10 protein-coding genes are annotated in these 18,496 nt (G+C 33.5%); 2 read left to right on the top strand and 8 right to left on the bottom strand.

Features of this window, described 5'->3' with window-relative positions; genetic code table 11:
• Nucleotides 1–58: 58 nt before the first annotated feature.
• The 7 genes from E0W73_RS01550 to corA all read right to left on the bottom strand — a co-directional run bounded on the left by E0W73_RS01550 (nt 59) and on the right by corA (nt 13,130).
• Nucleotides 59–1,525, bottom strand: a complete 1,467-nt coding sequence (locus E0W73_RS01550) for a RagB/SusD family nutrient uptake outer membrane protein (protein WP_135220325.1) — start codon at nt 1,523–1,525, stop codon at nt 59–61.
• A gap of 4 nt (nt 1,526–1,529) precedes the next feature.
• Nucleotides 1,530–4,529 (bottom strand): SusC/RagA family TonB-linked outer membrane protein, encoded by a 3,000-nt coding sequence (locus tag E0W73_RS01545; protein WP_135220324.1) that lies wholly within the window; start codon nt 4,527–4,529, stop codon nt 1,530–1,532.
• Between the two features lie 244 nt (nt 4,530–4,773).
• Complete coding sequence (locus E0W73_RS01540) at nt 4,774–7,518, bottom strand: LuxR C-terminal-related transcriptional regulator (protein WP_135220323.1); 2,745 nt, start codon at nt 7,516–7,518, stop codon at nt 4,774–4,776.
• 102 nt (nt 7,519–7,620) lie between these two features.
• Nucleotides 7,621–8,127, bottom strand: a complete 507-nt coding sequence (locus E0W73_RS01535; protein WP_135220322.1) for a hypothetical protein — start codon at nt 8,125–8,127, stop codon at nt 7,621–7,623.
• 24 nt (nt 8,128–8,151) lie between these two features.
• Nucleotides 8,152–9,336, bottom strand: a complete 1,185-nt coding sequence (locus E0W73_RS01530; protein WP_135220321.1) for an acetate/propionate family kinase — start codon at nt 9,334–9,336, stop codon at nt 8,152–8,154.
• Between the two features lie 560 nt (nt 9,337–9,896).
• Nucleotides 9,897–11,990 carry a phosphate acetyltransferase gene (gene pta / locus E0W73_RS01525; protein WP_135220320.1) on the bottom strand — a complete coding sequence of 698 codons (2,094 nt, stop codon included), beginning with the start codon at nt 11,988–11,990 and terminating at the stop codon, nt 9,897–9,899.
• A 66-nt stretch (nt 11,991–12,056) separates the two neighbouring features.
• Nucleotides 12,057–13,130, bottom strand: a complete 1,074-nt coding sequence (gene corA, locus E0W73_RS01520) for a magnesium/cobalt transporter CorA (RefSeq protein ID WP_135220319.1) — start codon at nt 13,128–13,130, stop codon at nt 12,057–12,059.
• A 603-nt stretch (nt 13,131–13,733) separates the two neighbouring features.
• Between corA and E0W73_RS01515 the strand changes: the two genes are divergently transcribed.
• Nucleotides 13,734–14,627, top strand: coding sequence for a Fic family protein (locus E0W73_RS01515; protein ID WP_135220318.1), 894 nt, complete (start codon nt 13,734–13,736; stop codon nt 14,625–14,627).
• 199 nt (nt 14,628–14,826) lie between these two features.
• Here E0W73_RS01515 and dnaK read toward each other — a convergent pair whose 3' ends face one another.
• Nucleotides 14,827–16,710 (bottom strand): molecular chaperone DnaK, encoded by a 1,884-nt coding sequence (gene dnaK / locus E0W73_RS01510; protein ID WP_135220317.1) that lies wholly within the window; start codon nt 16,708–16,710, stop codon nt 14,827–14,829.
• Between the two features lie 265 nt (nt 16,711–16,975).
• Here dnaK and E0W73_RS01505 point away from each other — a divergent pair, with 265 nt between their 5' ends.
• Entirely contained in the window at nt 16,976–18,460 is a 1,485-nt protein-coding gene (locus E0W73_RS01505) for a TlpA family protein disulfide reductase (protein WP_135220316.1), read from the top strand.
• Nucleotides 18,461–18,496: the final 36 nt, after the last annotated feature.

The raw sequence follows: 18,496 nt of genomic DNA, 5'->3' as shown, positions 1-18,496 counted from the left end.
TGATAAATAAATCACTTCCTTCCTAGATTTAGAAGGAAGTGATTTTAAAGTTTATAAATTAATATCCTCCAGGATTTTGGCTAGAATAGCCAACCGATTCTCTAATAAAGAAAGTTGGAATTGGCCATAATTCGTGTTTACCGACCACAAATGTTTTTCCATCTGCTGCCATTGCCGCTTGTGCCTGACCTGTTCTAACTAGATCAAACCATCTATCATGTTCAAAAGCAAGTTCTACTCTTCTTTCTTTCCAAATAGCAGTTCTTACATCTCCTTGAGATACAGCTGGAGTATCGCCTAAACCTGCCCTATGTCTTACTTGATTTAACAAAGGAACAGCTGCTCCAGTTTGTCCTAACTCGTTTAAAGCTTCCGCTTTCATCAATAATACTTCTGCATATCTTAAGTATCTAAGATTGGTATCTGTAAATTCAAGATTATAAAAATCTGATGAATACGCTTTGTAATTATACATTGGATTTGTTACAGTAGAAGCTACTACTCTGCCATCATATAAAACTGAACCTCTAAAGATGATTGTAGCTGCTCTTCTTACATCGCCAGGCTCGTAAGCATTTGCTAAACCTTGTGATGGAGTATTGAAGCCCCAGCCCCATCCACCATTACCTCTTGGTGCTTGAGAAACTGTATAATTGCCAATTCCAAGTTTTTGATCTGAAGTTGGTGATCCAACACCGTTGATTTCGAAAATTGATTCAGAACCAAATTCTCCTTCTTTTTTAAATTGCAATGAATAATCTGAAACTAGAGAATAACCAGTAACTTTATCACAATTATCAATCACATTTTGCCAGTTCTTTTGGTACAAATTTACTTTTGCTAATAACGCATAAGCAGAACCCTTAGAAACTCTTTGTTTATCGTTGCCAGAATAAGCAGATTTCTCTGGGAGTAATTCTGATGCTTCTGCTAAATCCTTAACAATTAAAGCATAAACATCTGCAACTGGTTTACGAGTCAACTGCATCTCTTTATCTTCTGCAGTCAATGGTGTATTCGTTAGACGATCAACAATTGGAACGGCTCCATAACCTTTTACTAAAGTAAAATACATAAAAGCTCTCATGAATTTTGCTTCTCCAATTAATCTATTTCTCAAAGCTGGAGTTACTTTATCTAATTGTGGTAAATAAGTTAATGCTTGATTACATCTATTGATTCCTGCATAATTTGCCTTCCACACACTTTCAAAAGACGGAGTCGACGCATTATAGGTTAGCGCATCTATAACATCTTTATCAGCTCCAGTATCTCCAGGATCAGAACCTTTATCAGCATCATCAGAAATTATACTCGTTACGGCATTCCATCCAAAAGAGGACATGTCCCAAGACAAAAATTGGTTGTAAATTGCAGTCACCAATTCTGTAGCTTTACTATCTGTATTTAGATAATCTATATCAACTGGAATTTTATCCGTTTGATCTACATCTAAAAAGTCATCTGAGCATCCTGCAAAGAAAAGTCCAGAAAGTAAAAACAATGATATATATATTTTTTTCATAATGTTAAAATTTTAGATTAGCTCCAATTACAAATGATCTCAATGATGGGTAAGCATCAAGCTCAACTCCCTGAGTACCTGTCACTAATTCTCCGTCTCCTAATGCTTCTGGTGAAAATCCTGAGAATTTTTGAGTAATAAATGGATTAACAGCATTTACATAGATTCTACAATAGTTAATAAAGCTATTTTCTCTAATAGGAAGTTTATATCCTACTGTAATGTTATTAATTCTAAAGAAGTCTGCTGATTCTAAATAATATGTTGAAGCAACCGGAACTTGGTTAAACGGAGCTGGATTTGAAGCTGTCGTATTTGTTGGAGTCCAAAAATCTCTTGTTAGAGAAGCTTCTATATTTTCTCCAGAAAAACGTTGTGCTTTTTTACCATTATAAACTTTTGCTCCTCCAGTACCGTATCCATCAACAGAAAAGTCGATGTCTTTGTAAGTTAAACCTAAAGTAACTCCGTAATTAGTAGTTGGTAAAACTGAACCTACATATTTCTTATCATTAACTTCGTTTAAAGCACCTTGAGCAACTTTATCTCCATTAGCATTGTAGTACAACATCTGTCCATTTGCTGGATCTACTCCTGCATATTCGTACATGTAGAAACTACCAATAGGGCGTCCAACAGACGTGAAATCAAGCAATTTTGTATTTTGTCCATTTCCTAAATTTCCTGAAACAATTGGAGCGATAGATGGATTATTTAAACTTGCTAACTTATTTTGATTGTGAGAGAAGTTACCTCCAACCCAGTAGCTTAAGTTATCGTTTATTTTATCATCCCAACGTAAAGCAATTTCATAACCTTTGTTTGACACTTCTCCAACGTGAGTAGCTGTTCTTTGAGTAAGTCCCGAAGTTGAATATGGCAAAACATATAAAATTGCATTTTTTGTATTCTTATCATACACATCAAAAGATCCTTTTAATCTGTTGTCGAACATTTCAATATCAAAACCTCCAGAAAGTTCTTCAACAATCTCCCATGATAAATTTGGATCCACAGATGAATCTACAGTAATACCTGAACCTGCATTTGGTCCATAGTTTAGTCCAGATGTAAAAGTTTGATTGTTTAGTGGCACTTTTTGGTTACCTAATCTACCCCATGAACCTCTAATTTTTAATAAATTAAGACCTTTAACATTACTTAGGAAGTTCTCTTTTGTAACAATCCATCCAGCACCGAATGATGGGAAAGTTCCCCAACGATTACCTTCAGAAAATTGTGATGATCCGTCACGTCTTACAGTACCTGTAAATAAGTATTTATCCATCAACTTATATTGGAAACGAGCAAAATAAGATGACAATTTAGATTGATTTAATGCTACATCAGTGTAACCAACTACCGCCGATGCATAAGGTACATTATCTAAAGCCCAGTAATTTGAATTAGCTTCAACATTTTTTCTTGTAACACCGATTTTTTCTCTAGTACCAATAACATTTGTTTCTATACCTGCTGTAACTTCAACATCGTGAATTTCTGAGAAAACTTTGTTATATGTAAAATAATTTGATAGATTCCAGTTAAAATACTGTTCTCTATTTCTTGTTAGAGTGTTTATATTTAAACTATTAGTATCATAAGCAGAAACTATTCTATTTGGGTCTGCAGCTAACCATATAGCTAAATTATCAACATAATTATATTGTTTGTACGTGTAAAATTCACCATTAAATTGAGAAGTAAATTTTAAAGATTTGATAATATCATAATCTAATCTTAAACCTCCCTGTAAAATTACAGTTTGTTGTTTTTCATTATTGAAATCTATAGCGCTTACAGGATTTCCAACTGAATTAAATTGAGAACCAGTTTGAGCAACTACTCCATTATTTACAAATGGTACTCCGTATTTTCCATCTGCGTAACGTACAGGAACCATTGGAGATTGTCTGTAAGCAGTTGTAAATGCAGATAGTGGTTTAGGTATGTTTTTTATAGAACTTACACTAAAATTTTGGCTTAGTTTAAGCTTGTCAGAAATTTTATATTCATTATTACTTCTAATAGTAGTTCGAGAATAATCTGTTCCATTCAAAATACCTTTTTCTTCGTAGTTCGCAGCACTTAAAAAGTATTTAACACTTTCAGATGAGCCAGAAATTGCAATATTACTTTCTGAAAAAGTACCTGTTCTAGTAATTTCATCATACCAATTCGTATTTATCGGCTGATTCAAAGTGAATTTTGTTGGATCATTAAAAGCAGCATTACTATAGCGAGCATATTCTTCGCTGTTTGCCATTTTTACTTTCTTTAAGGCAGATTTAAATCCGATGTAACTGTCAACGTCTACAGTCATCTTACCTTTACCAGTTTTAGTAGTAATCATGATAACACCATTTGCTCCTCTAGTACCATAGATGGCAAGAGCAGATGCATCTTTCAAAACCTCGTATGAAGTAATGTCATTTGTGTTAATGTTGTTGATGTTGTCTGTTGGCATTCCGTCAACTACATATAAAGGATTTCTACCCCCTAATGCAGTACCAACTCCTCTAATAATTACTGACGGTGTTCCTCCAGGCGTATTAGATGCCGTTACTTGAACTCCGGCAGCCTTTCCCTGAATTGCCTGAGTCGCATTCGATACTTTCATTTTGGTAATCTCCTCTGATTTTAATGAGCTTACAGATGAAGTATTATCAATTTTCTTTCTTGTACCGTATCCAATTACAACTACTTCTTTTAAGGCAGTATCTCCAGATTCTTGTAAAGTAATTGTCATTGGCGCAGCAGTAGCAGGAACAGTAACCGCATCAAAGCCGAGCATTGAGACTTTTAATGGCTCTCCTACTTTGGCATTGATTGTAAAGTTACCGTCGAAATCAGCATCAGCAGAAGTTCTTGATTCCGCAGCTCCTATTATGGCTCCCGGAATTCCAACTCCATTACTGTCTACTACTTTTCCTTTAATTGACTGTCCAGACATATAAGCTGGTAGCAGCAAGAGTGCTAGAAAGCTAAAAATAAAATTTTTCATACAGTATGTAATCGTTTAAGTTAGTAGAGCCAAATTACGCAATTACAACGTTGTAGTACATCAATTAGCAATACTACACAACTACATCACTACATCAAAAACAACAAATAAAATACTGTATATCAAAGAGTTAAAATTAGACAATAGTCCTTTAACACACTCTTATGATGTAGTAATGATGTATTAGAATTATATAAAAAAAGGTATTTAAAAATACAATATGTTTAAAAAATGAAACCAAATCTTACAGACTTAATAAAAACTTTGAGAGGTTTTCATCCTGAGTGAGATTAAGTTTCTTTCTAAGACGATATCTGTGCAATTCTACACCTCTAAATGAGATATTCATTAAAGGTGCAATTTCTTTCGAAGAAAGGTTCATTTTTAGGTACACACAGAGTTTAATATCTTTGGGTGTAAGATTCGGGAATTTCTTTGTCAGATTAATGATAAACTCGTTATGAATCTGATTGAGGTTAGTTTCAAAAGTTTCCCACTCGTGTTTGTTTACTTCATTAATTTTAATCGCTTTTTTGATTTCGCTTTTAAGCTTGCTGAAATCTTTTTCGGTTTCTAGAATATTTTGAATATTCTCAATCATTTCGCTTTGTTTTGCAATAGAAAGCGATTTGCCAGCCACCTCAGAAGATTTTGTCTGCAATTCAAGCTCTAGAATATGTTTTTCATATTCCTGAATATTCAGTTCGTTTTCTTTCTTCAATTCCATTTCGAGAATTTCTTGCTGGTGTTTGAGTTCTTCTGCCTGCAATTTCAATTTTTGAGTATAACGGAATTTGTTCCATCTGTAATAGAAAAAGAGGATTGCACCAATAACGAGCAAATAAAGCATAACCATCCAAAACGAAAAGTACCAAGGTTCGGCAACTTTAAACTCAAAGGTAGAAACCTTGTCATAAGTAGCGCCATCATGCTTATAAATTTCCACACTATGAAAACCACTGCTGAGATTATTGAGTATAATCAACCCGTCTGAAATTGGCGTATATTCCTTGCTTTTATCAAACCTGTAAAATAGATTTGGCTTGCTTGCTCCATAAATTCCAGAAATGACATTAATCTTCAATTCGGTATTGAATTTTATTTTTGAGTCATTCGGAACTAGATTTGAATCGCTGAAAGCTTCAATCTCTACAGCAGATTTTTGTTTATTTTCATATTCTAGCTTTAAGGAAATGAAACCATCATCAAGATTGAATAAGTAATGATTTTGATTTTTAAAAATTCTAAGGTTTTCATTAATGAGTTTTCCTTTGTAATATTTTTCCTGAATAATATTCCATATAAACTTATTTCCCGAAGCATAAATATGATATAAAACACCATTCTGCAAAACCATAAAGTGGTCTTCGTCTATAGAAACGACATCTGAAACATTTTTGAAAGTGGAATTAAACAATTCATTTTCAACCAACTTATTGCTTATCGAATTAAAAGTATACCAGGAATTATTAATCAGAAACAAAATTTCTTTTCTAAACTCAAAAATTTTGATTCCGAAATCATTCGTAATTTTATTTTGCTGCGTTACATTTTCAACCTTTTTGGTGTTGTAGTTATCGTCTAGTAAAACTCGATACAGACCACGATAATTATCGGCAGCCCAAATTTCGTTTCTTTTATTCTGAGCAACATATTTGATTGGTTTAGCCAGACCTTTTATAATTTTGTATTGGGTCAGATCTTTATAATTGTCGTAAACCAATATGCCACTGTAAGTTGACTGAAAATAGGTATCATTGATGCTGCTTTTAGACATGTTCCAACCACCACTTACTCCATTTATTTTGGTCAGAGAACCGTTATCGTATGAAAATGATCCATCGTTGTGTCCTATAATGTATTTATTGTCAATTTTAGAAATATTCCATCCTTGTCCCTGTGTATTGGGCATCATGTTAAATTTTCCTGCCGCATATTCAAAAACGCCGTGATTGGAAGCAATCAAATACCCTTTATTGGTAATGGCAACTGAATAGACCGAACCTAAAATTCCTGAGTTATCATAAAAGAAAGAAATAGGCGAATTTACCTCGACATGCGCAATTCCGTTATCGAGTCCGAGCCATAAATCATTTTCCTTGTCGATTGCTAGACTCAGAACCGAATTGTTCATTAAGACATTATCCCGCTCAATGTTTTTATAGAGATTGGTAGAAAGATCTAGAATAATAATCCCTCTATTTCCGGTCCCGATAACAAGTTTATTGCCCTTTATGAATTTTGCAACATTGATTGTTGCACTTTTTAAAGTTTCATTTATCGGATTGTCCCAAGATCTTAAACCATTTTTTTCAACAACAAAAACTCCTTTTTTCTGGGTAAAAATATAAGTCTTGCCTTTGTATTTCTCAATCGCATGAACGACGGTATTTTTTAGAACATTCCATCCTTTTGGATTCGCAATTCTGTTCCCGTTCATTTTGAAAATCCCATATCTAACCGAGGCCGCATACAGATTATTTTCTACAGGAAAACAATACGAAATCAGGAAGGGGAATTTTATCTTTTTAATATTTTTTCCGTCATAAATAAAAATATCATTGAATGACTGAAAGTAAAGCGCTCCTTTGAACCTGAAAATTTTCCAGATTTCTTCATTATCCTTTTCATCAAACAACCTAAGTTTTTTTGTAATCGAGACATAATGCATCTTGCTGTTTTTCCTGTACCAATAACCAAATTCTTTATAGGAACCAGAATATATCTTGTCGCCTTCAATTAAAATTGAGCGGATAATGGTTTTGTTCGGAAGTGTGTATTTTTCCCATTTTACACCATCATAACGAAGCAAGTAATGATTATTAGCAAAATACATTGCTCCATCTTTCCCCTGTGCGACATTCCAAATTTGGTTATCGCCCTGATAGTCTGATTTGTTGTAATTTTCAACGAAAGGAAGTAATTCTTGTGCCTGAATGTGGAAAGCAATGAAAAAGAAGAAAACTGATTTTATAAGTATCGATTTCAATATGTTCGGATTTATACCCAAAGATACTCACAAATATTTAATTTCACATGCAAAAAAAGCTCCTCAAATGAGAAGCTTTTATCTAATAAACGAACTATAAGACTATTTTATTTCTATTTGTAACCCCATTTTAAAGTCCACATTATCTTTTTCCAACTTGAAAACAAATCCAGAATTTACAGCTTGTTCGATGTAAAATTCATCTCCTTCATTTATTTTCTCCCAATACGCTTTTTGAAAGGATTTAACTCCTATTTTCCATTCTCCAAAATCAACTTTAAATCTCTCCCAACCATTTTCATCATCTATCCAATGTTCTTTTTTTATTGCTTTTAATATTCCTGCGTATTTCTGTTTTTCTTTCAAATCATGGCTAAAGCCATTATCTACAGTTGAGCTTATAAATAAAAATAAATGAGCGACAATTGTAACGATTGCAAAAAACTTAAAAACATTATTTGACGCATCGAAACCAACAGATAAATATATTATTGCAAAAACTAAAATCGATATAAATGAAATCCAGATTCTAAAACGCGAGTTATATCTTTTTTTCCCTTTTAAAGATTGTATATCAAATTGATTTAATGAAACTTTTGTTAGTGGCATAAAGTAACTTAAATATCTTTTAAATTAATTATTCAGCAATTGAAAAACTTGATTTGCAATTTCATATTCTTCATCAGTAGGAACAACCAACACTTTTACAAGTGAGTTTTCTGAGTTGATTTCTCTTATTTCCTTAGAACGAATCTGATTTTTTGCTGCGTCGATTTCAATTCCAAAATAATCCATATCTGTACAAACTAGTTTTCGCATATACGATGAGTTTTCGCCAATTCCGGCAGTAAAAATAATAGCGTCCAATCCGTTCAAGGCCGCAGCATAAGCACCAATTGTCTTTTTAATTCTGTAGGCATTCATCAGCAAAGCCAATTGGCAGTCCTTATCTCCTTCTTCTGCTCTCGATTCGATATCACGAAGATCGCTGTAGCCCGTCAATCCGAGCATACCGCTTTGTTTCAATAAAATAGAATTTACCTCGTCTGGAGTATAGCCTAAATTTTTCACTAAGTAAAAGATAACCGATTGGTCGATATCACCCGCACGAGTTCCCATAATTAAACCATTTGCTGGCGAAAATCCCATTGTGGTATCGATGCTTTTTCCCTCTTTTACAGCAGACATACTGCAGCCATTTCCTAAGTGAATGGTAATTATCTTAGCACTTTTTTCTAGATATTTGATTGCTTGTTCTGAAACATATTTATGGCTTGTTCCGTGAAAACCGTAAACACGAACTTTATGTTCTGTTAAAAGGAAATTCGGAATAGCATATTTATGCGCCTCAACCGGAATTGTCTGATGAAAAGCGGTATCAAAAACCGCTACTTGTTTGGCTTCAGAAAAGATTTCTTCTGCTACATTTATTCCAACCAAATGAGCTGGATTATGCAAAGGCGCTAGTTCAGAAAGCTCTTTTATTTTTTCTTTTACTTCTTCTGTAATTTCTGTCGTATCAGAAAAATAACTTCCTCCATGAACGACTCTGTGCCCCACCGCAGCGATTTCTGAAGTAGTTTTAATCACTCCTTTTTCAGGATCTAAAAGCAAATCCGAAACTTTCTGCAAACCTACTTTGTGGGTTGGAATCGGCAATATTTCTTCAATCGAATTTGATGCTGTCTTAAAAGTAATATTTGAAGTTTCTAAACCAATTCGGTCAATCATACCTGAACAAATTACTTCGTTTGTCGGCATCACCATTAATTGATATTTTATTGATGAACTTCCTGAGTTTATGATAAGTATTTTCATTTTTTATGTTTTTTGCCGCAAAGGCGCTAAGTCACTAAGTTTTTTTTATTGTTGAGATTAGTACGCGGATGAAGCGGATTTACTTCGTAAAGACGCGGATTAAAAACGGATTTTTTTTTATTAAAAGTAAAATCTGTGCAAATCTGCGTTTTCGCGATAGCGAATCTGTCTCACCCGTGTTCCATTTCTTAATTTTTAATTCTTTTTTTATTTTTGAGATCAGAACGCAGATGAAACGGATTTACTTCGTAAAGACGCGGATTAAAACGGATTTTTCATTTCATCAAAATAGTTTTCGCGACAGCGAATCTGTCTCATCCGCGTTCCATATTTTTAATTTTTAATTCTCAATTTATAATTTTATAAAAGTAAAATCTGTGTAAATCTGCGTTTTCGCGATAGCGAATCTGTCTCATCCGTGTTCCATATTTTTAATTTTTAATTCTCAATTTATAATTTTATAAAAGTAAAATCTGTGCAAATCTGTGTTTTCGCGATAGCGAATCTGTTTCATCCGCGTTCAATATTTTTTAATTTTTAATTCTCAATTTTTAATTGAATTACATTCCCTGGGCCTGAATTGCTGTAATGACCACCGTATTGATAATATCATCAACTGTACAGCCACGGCTTAAATCGTTTACAGGTTTATTTAATCCTTGAAGCATTGGGCCAATTGCTAAAGCGCCCGTTTCTCTCTGTACGGCTTTATACGTGTTGTTTCCTGTATTTAAATCCGGAAAAATTAATACACTTGCCTGACCTGCTACTTCAGAATCTGGCATTTTGCTTTTTCCAACGCTTAAATCAACCGCAGCATCGTACTGAATTGGGCCTTCAATTTTAAGATCTGGTCTTTTTTCTTTTACAATTTCGGTTGCAGTTCGCACTTTTTCTACTTCATCTCCTTTTCCAGATGAGCCAGAAGAATAAGAAAGCATGGCTATTTTGGGCTCAATTCCGAATGCTAAACTAGATTCTGCTGAAGAAATAGCGATTTCTGCCAATTGCTCTGCCGTTGGGTTCGGATTGATGGCACAATCTCCGAAAACCGAAACTCTGTCTTCTAAACACATAAAAAATACAGAGGAAACTACAGAAGAATTAGGTTTAGTTTTGATGAACTGCAATGCTGGTAAAATCGTATGTTGGGTGGTATGCGCAGCTCCAGAAACCATTCCATCTGCATGGCCTTTGTACACCATCATGGTTCCGAAATACGATACGTCTTCCATTAAATCTCTTGCCATTGTAATACTTACGTTTTTGGCTTTTCTCAGCTCATAGTACGTATTTGCATAATCTTCATAAAACTCAGATTCTATCGGATTGATGATATTTACTTTAGAAAAATCAAGCGTAATTCCAAGTTCGATGACTTTATTTTCAATTTGCTTTTTATCGCCAATAATCGAAATATCAACCACATCCATATCCAATAATCTTGATGCTGCAGTAATGATTCGGTCATCATTTCCTTCCGGTAGTACAATATGTTTTCTATGCTGTTTAGCCCTTTTAACCATGTTGTACTGAAACATTTTTGGCGTCATTCCTTCTGCTTGGAAAGTGATTAATCTTTCTGATAAAGCTTCATTATCAACGTATTTCTCAAATGTAGTTATAGAAGTCTCAATCTTATGCGTGTTATTAGCGTAAATCTCAGATTTGATAGAACCAATTTTATTGGTAATATGATACGTACCGCCGTCAACCGCAATAATCGGAACAATTGCCGAAAGTCCTTCTATAAGCTTTAAGATACTTTCTTCTGGAACAATATTTCCCGTAAGGATAATTCCAGAAATGGTTGGATAGTTAGCCGATTCATTAGCCTGTAAAGCTCCCAAAATAATATCAGAACGGTCACCCGGAGTAATTACTAAAGCATTATCATTTAAATGAACCAAATAATTATGCAATTGCATTGCTCCTACACTGTAATGACCAATTTCGTTATTGAGATAATTTTCTCCAAATAAGACTTTAGCATCCAATTCGTTTACAATCTCCTGCATTGTCGGATTATTCAAACTCGAAATCAACGGAATCGTATTAACCAACACAGTTGAAGGCAAAGTTTTCTGTAGACTATTCGTAACCAATTCTATGTTTTCTGGTTGCACTTTATTAGCAAAAACAGATAATACCTCAACCTCTTTTATTTTGAACGAATCGTAAACGAGATACAAACTGTCTAAAAGTTCTTCTAGAGTTTTACCAACGCCTGAACCAACAATAATCGTTGGGATTCCGAGATTTTTAGCGATTAAAACGTTCAAATCTAGTTCGATTGAAGTTCCTTCTCCCGTAAAACTTGTTCCTTCAACCAGAACAAAATCAAAACGTTCTTCTAGTTTTTTATACTTTTCGATGATTAAATCGAGAACCTCGCCTATTTTTCCTTTATTCTTTTTCTTGATTAATCTGCTTTTGGTTATCGCATATGCATCTTCAAAATGAATATCAAGGTTAAAATACGACAAAACGGTCTCAATATGGTTGTCTACCTCGCCGTCAACAAAATCTTCGATTATAGGTCTAAAATAACCCACTTTGGCAGTCTTTCCGATTAAGATGCTCATTAAGCCGAGCGTGATAATCGATTTACCGCTGTTGTGATCGCTTGTTGCTATATATATTGCTTTACTCATAATTATTTATATTTATTCTAAATAACAAATTTAATAGAATCATTTCTTTTATGACTCAAACAAACGTTAAAACCATCTTCGTTTCTTGAAATAAATGATTAGGGCTATAACCAGCAAAAACATGACACCCATAACTACAAAATAGCCATTTTTCATTTTGAGTTCCGGCATATTTTCAAAGTTCATTCCGTACACTCCCACAATAAAAGTAAGCGGAATAAATATGGCCGAAATAATCGTCAGCGTTTTCATGATTTCGTTCATTTTTCGGCTTTGTTCCGAAAAATAAAAGTTTGATGCACTTTCTAAAGCGCTCATATCTGATTCTATTTGTTCTAAAAGCTCCAAACTTTTCTGATGCAGTCTGATAAAAAAGTTAAACGTCTCTTTTCGAATTAATCCGTTTTGATCGTCATCATCTTTTTTCGTTTTCAAATAATAAAGCGAATCTCTAAGTGGCACAATGGAACGTTTAAGGAAATTTAAATTATCACGATGATTTTCAATTTTTTCTAAAATAATGGGTTTTGCCTCTTTTTTGGTCTGATTGATCAATTCTTCCACCTTATCTTCTTCATCTTCCAGCGTTATGTAGAAATTTTCCATTACAGCATCTAAAAGCAGATACAATAGATAATCTACTTTTTTGGTTCTAACGATTCCTGCATGTGTACGAAGACGCTCGCGAATGTGGGTAAAAAAATCACTTCGTTTTTCCTGAAAAGAAATCAAGATTCCTTCCTTCACAATAAAACTGAGCTGCTCAACGCTTATAGTATCAGAATACTCAGAAGGCAATAGTGATTTTATATTAAAAAACAAAACATCTGACTGTTCTTCTAATTTTGTTCTTTTTGTAGTGTTAAGAATATCGGCGAGCAAAAAATCATCGAGGTTAAAATGTGCTCCGATAGTTTTAATGAGGTCAATATCGTTTAAGCCATGAATATTTAACCAGTTATTTTTTGAAAAATCAAAACAAGAATTTAGAGCTAGTACCGTAAATTTTTCATATTCAACAACATCTGCATCATCATAAACAAAAAGCTGCATCTCAGTTTCATGTTCCTTGTGCGTTCCTGTATATTCTAAAGTGATATGTTGCAGCTTGCGCCCTTTCTTGTATTTAATCTTTCTCATTCAAAAAAATTTACAATAGTAATATTACGAAAAAGATTTTGAAGAAGGAATGACAATTGTCAGTTTATAAAAATTCATTTAACTCGTTGGGTAATTATTTTCAACACATAGAAACATAGTTTAACTAAACTTAAAAAAAGGCGTTTCACTAGTCTAAATGCACATAGTTTAGCTATGTGTGGAAACTTGTTTCTTCCATTTTCTTTTTTCGGCACAAAAAACTATGCTTCTATGTGTTAAAATGCTTTTATTTTTTAATTACACCCAACGGGTTCATTTAATAAGTAAAATGCATCTTTTCGTCATTTAAATACAAAAAAAAGATCCATTCCTAAACTTGATTTTTCTATCTTAATCCTTTTACTAATTTCTTAATAACATGAGGATTCTTTGATTTCTTCGGAATAAACAGCATAAATTATCGATACCTAACAAGGCAATGGTACAAATAAACAGCAAAATGTACTTTCTTTCGACAATGGAGAAATATCGGCACTAATTTTTAACAAAGTAAAATATAACAAATTCCGATATCGGCAAAATAAACCGTCTTGAAATAATTTTTTATTGTATTTTTGCCGATAACGGAATTTAACACATATCATGAAGTATCTTTCAGTAGTAGAATTTGCAAAAAAAGTAGAATTATCAGAGAGAACGATACGCCACTATTGTTCTTTAGGTAAAATAAAAGGAGCATTCCTAACTGGTAAAACATGGAATATTCCAGAAGATGCTGTACTTCCCAAAAAAGAAACAAAAAAAAACTCCAGTAATATATTACTTAATATTCTGAAAGAGCAAAAGGATATGAAGCTGAAAGGAGGTATTTACCATCGTACTCAGATTGATTTAACATATAACTCAAATAAAATTGAAGGAAGCCAACTGACCCACGATCAAACAAGATATATTTTCGAGACTAACACCATTGGTGTTTCTAAAGAAAGTATAAACGTAGATGACATTATTGAGACATCTAATCATTTTCGCTGCATTGATTTTATTATTGAGAAGGCCAATAGCAAGCTAACGGAATCTATAATTAAGGAACTTCATTTTTTATTGAAGTCTGGTACGTCAGATAGTGCAAAGAGCTGGTTTAATGTTGGCGAATATAAGAAAATGCCAAATGAAGTCGGTGGTAATGAAACTTGTTCTCCTAAACTTGTTTCACTAAAAATGAAAGAACTTTTGCATAGTTATCACAAGATTAAAAATAAAACTATCGAAGAAATTATTGATTTTCATTATAAATTTGAAATTATACACCCCTTTCAAGATGGGAATGGTCGTGTAGGTCGTTTGATTATTTTTAAAGAATGCCTAGCAAATAATATTGTCCCATTTATAATTGATGAACAACTAAAACTTTTTTATTACAGAGGTCTACAGGAATGGACTAATATCAAAGAGTATTTGATGGACATCTGTCTTACTGCACAGGATAATTATAAATCTATACTCGATTATTTTGAGATAACGTATAATTCTTAGGATACAAAATAGTAGTTTAGCAGCTGCAAGTTTAAATGGATAAAAAACTACAATTATCAAACTGCAGTTTTTCATTTTAAGTTTTCGGGAAAATAAATCAAGAGTATCAGACACAAAAAGTAATAAAAAAACAAAAACCGCTGTAAACATTACATTTACAGCGGTTTAGCATTTATTATTAACTGATATTAATCAGTACTTATTTCACCTCTTCGAATTCAACGTCTTCAACGTTATCTCCAGAAGACTGCTCTTGTTGTGGAGCAGCTTGTTGTCCTTCACCTCCTTGAGCGTACATTGCTTCTGTAGCTGTTTTCCAAGCTGCATTTACATTGTCTAATCCTTTTTGGATTGCGTCAAGATCTTGAGATTGGTGAGCCATTCTCAATTCAGTTAAAGCGTATTCGATAGCTGTTTTTTGATCGTCTGTCAATTTATCTCCTAACTCTTTCAATTGAGATTCAGTTTGGAAGATAGTACTGTCAGCTTCGTTCAATTTCTCAGCTCTTTCTTTTGCAATTCTGTCAGCATCAGCATTAGCTTCAGCATCTTTTTTCATTCTTTCGATTTCTTCAGCTGTTAATCCAGAAGAAGCTTCGATACGGATATCGTGAGATTTTCCTGTTCCTTTATCAGTTGCAGAAACTTTGATAATACCATTAGCATCGATATCGAAAGTTACTTCGATTTGAGGAACTCCTCTTGGTGCTGGTGGAATACCGTCTAAGTGGAAACGACCGATAGTTTTGTTATCAGCAGCCATTGCTCTTTCTCCTTGTAATACGTGGATTTCAACAGATGGTTGAGAATCAGCAGCAGTAGAGAATACTTGAGATTTTTTAGTTGGGATAGTTGTGTTAGACTCGATTAATTTAGTCAATACACCACCCATAGTTTCGATACCTAAAGAAAGAGGTGTTACGTCAAGTAACAATACATCTTTTACATCTCCAGATAAAACTCCACCTTGAATAGCAGCTCCGATAGCTACAACCTCATCAGGGTTAACACCTTTAGAAGCTTTTTTACCGAAGAATTTCTCCACTTCGTCAGCGATTCTTGGCATACGAGTAGAACCTCCTACAAGGATTACTTCGTCGATATCAGATGTAGATAAACCTGCATCTTTTAATGCTTTAGCAACTGGCTCCATAGAACGTTTTACTAATGCATCAGATAATTGCTCAAATTTAGCTCTAGATAATTTTTTCACTAAGTGTTTTGGTCCAGAAGCAGTAGCCGTTACGTATGGCAAGTTGATTTCTGTTTCAGCAGAAGATGATAATTCAATCTTAGCTTTCTCAGCAGCTTCTTTCAAACGCTGTAATGACATTGGATCTAAACGTAAATCAATTCCTTCTTCAGATTTGAATTCGTCAGCTAACCAGTCAATAATAACTTGGTCAAAATCATCACCACCTAAGTGAGTATCACCATTTGTAGACAATACTTCAAATACACCGTCTCCTAATTCAAGAACAGAGATATCAAAAGTACCTCCACCTAAATCGTAAACAGCAATTTTTTGATCATTTCCTTTTTTATCTAATCCGTAAGCAAGTGCAGCAGCAGTTGGCTCATTGATGATACGCATAACTTTAAGACCAGCGATTTCTCCAGCTTCTTTTGTAGCTTGACGCTGCGCATCGTTAAAGTATGCAGGAACTGTAATAACTGCCTCAGAAACTGTTTGTCCTAAATAGTCTTCAGCAGTTTTTTTCATTTTTTGAAGTGTCATTGCAGACAATTCTTGAGCAGTATATAAACGACCGTCAATATCCACACGTGGCGTATTGTTGTCGCCTTTTACTACTTTGTAAGGAACTCTTTTTGCTTCACCTTCAGTCTCAGCAAAAGTGTGTCCCATAAAACGTTTAATAGAAGCAATCGTTTTTGTAGGATTCGTTACTGCTTGTCTTTTTGCAGGATCACCTACTTTAATCTCTCCACCTTCAACAAAAGCGATGATAGATGGTGTAGTTCTTTTTCCTTCTGCGTTAGGGATAACAACTGCTTCGTTACCTTCCATTACAGAAACACAAGAGTTCGTCGTACCTAAGTCAATTCCGATTATTTTACCCATTTTTTATATATTTAATTTTTGATTTATTTTTCAAACTCATGTGGCATAAGTCAATCTTTGTGCCAATATAAAAATCTAAAGTAATTTGTCAGTTTTACGGTCTAGGCCTAAAATTCATCTGACAACATGACATTTTTAGAACCTGACAGCTTTGGCATATCGCTGTATCACATGTCATTATTTACAAATTAACCCAATTATACTTCTTAATTTGTCTCAAAAAAAATTATATTTGAGATACTTTAAAATCCTTAAAATTGAAAAGATGAAATGGTTCTCTCTAGTTTTATTCGTTCTGTTTCCAGGATTGGTTATAGGCCAAACCAAAAACAGTATTCAAATCTTAGGAAGTATCAACGGAAAAATTCCTGAAATAATAGAATATACCTTACCGATTAATGGAATTGATTATTTCGGTTTTACAGATTCCGTTCAGCCGGATTCTTCAGGCAATTTTCAAATCAATCTTAAATTGAATCAAACCAGCTTTATTGATTTATCTTACAAATACAAATCGTACGGAACTTTAATTGTTGAACCTGGAATGACTTATAAAGTTCAAATCAATACTGAAGATTCTAAAAATCCATTTTCTGTCGAATCTAAAAATGCAAAAGGGCAACTATTATACAATCAGATTACAAACAGAAGCATGATAGCTGGAGGGCATTTTGAACTCGAATCCAGAAAATACAGCAAAGACAGTGTGCCAGCTGTAATCAAACAAAAACTGGAAGAAAGCAGCATAAATGAATTACAAGGCTTTAAAGATCTTTTGAAAGAGAATATTATTTCTAAAGATTTCTATCATCTCGTTGAAACAGACAGAGATTATTTCTATAAAGGAGCGCAAGGAAGTTTCGCTTTTATCAATTATTTGAATGAAGTTAGAAAGCAAAACACACTCAGTAAAAATCAATATACAGAACTCTGGTCAGCAATTTTCAAATCTAACCCGCTAACTAATCCTGAACTTTTAAAATCTCCGTGGTTTTATTTTTATGCAGAAAACTATTTACGTTACAATGAATTGATTCTAGAGAACATAGATACTGCAATCCTTACTGAATTTCATAAACAAGGACTTATTCATACCCATAATATTGATAATGCAAAAAAATATCTATCTGGCCCACAATTAGAATATTATTTTGCTGCTTATATTTATTACGAAGCGATCAATAATAACTACGAGCAGGAACTAATAAAACTTTTTGAAGAATTTAAAAAAGCATATCCTTCCAGTTCTTACACTCATTTCCTAGAGCCGGTAATTATTCCTATTATATCTTTCCACAAGAAAAAAGAGGAACCGCTAAATGAGAAGGTAAAATTTGTAGAAAATACCGCCGAAATTACCTCCGTAAAAGATTTAGTAAAGAATCTAAACGGAAAACCATTTTACATTGACGTTTGGGCAACTTGGTGCGGACCCTGTAAAGAAGAATTTAAAGACAACCCAAAGTTATATGAATTGCTGCAATCTAAAAATATTACGATGGTTTACATTTCGATAGACAAAGAAAGCAAGGATAAACAATGGCGTGATATGGCACATTTTTACAACTTAGAAGGATATCATGTAAGAGCCAATAAAAAATTAGACGACGATTTACGAAATATATATGGCAGTGAATCTCTTGCAATTCCGTGGCATTTTCTTGTAGATGAAAACGGAACTGTTTTAAATAAAAAACTTAGCGGCGGTTCTGATATTCAAAATTTAGAAAAACAGTTGAATAAAAACTAATAAGTCTTTGTTTTAAAAATCTTACATAAATATTTA

Origin of the sequence: Flavobacterium foetidum (assembly GCF_004634245.1) — a bacterium.
Classification (GTDB): Bacteria; Bacteroidota; Bacteroidia; order Flavobacteriales; family Flavobacteriaceae; genus Flavobacterium; species Flavobacterium foetidum.
This window is presented reverse-complemented; position numbering and strand designations above follow the sequence as displayed.